The 429-nt window shown below is 71.6% G+C and carries 1 protein-coding gene and 1 pseudogene; both read right to left on the bottom strand.

The annotated features are described in order from the left end of the window. A partial coding sequence (locus tag ADK52_RS09670; RefSeq protein ID WP_234343609.1) for a GTP-binding protein occupies positions 1-327 on the bottom strand: 327 nt, incomplete at its 3' end. A gap of 2 nt (positions 328-329) precedes the next feature. Beyond that, positions 330-429 (bottom strand): annotated as a pseudogene (locus ADK52_RS41285) (sulfate adenylyltransferase small subunit); the annotation flags it as partial.

Raw genomic sequence — 429 nt, 5'->3', positions numbered from 1 at the left:
CTGCACGTGGCCGGGGGTGTCGGCGAGGATGAACCGGCGCCGGGTGGTGGCGAAGTAGCGGTAGGCGACGTCGATGGTGATGCCCTGCTCGCGCTCGGCCCGCAGGCCGTCGGTCAGCAGCGCCAGGTCGGGGGCGTCCTGGCCGCGGCTCGCGGAAACCCGCTCGACCGCCTCCAGTTGGTCCGTCAGGACCGACTTGGAGTCGTGCAGCAGCCGCCCGACCAGCGTGGACTTGCCGTCGTCGACGGAACCGGCGGTCGCGAAGCGCAGCAGCGTGGTCGCTGCGAGGTCGGCGAAGCCGGCGACCTGATCAGTGGGGGAGGTCATGGCTAGAAGTACCCTTCGCGCTTGCGGTCTTCCATCGCGGCCTCGGACATCTTGTCGTCGGCGCGGGTCGCGCCCCGCTCGGTGAGCCGGGAGGCGGCGATC

The sequence above is a fragment of the Streptomyces sp. WM6372 genome, from assembly GCF_001279655.1.
Lineage (GTDB): Bacteria > Actinomycetota > Actinomycetes > Streptomycetales > Streptomycetaceae > Streptomyces.
Note: the sequence above shows the minus strand (reverse complement) of the source record. Positions and strands in the feature narration are given on the sequence as shown.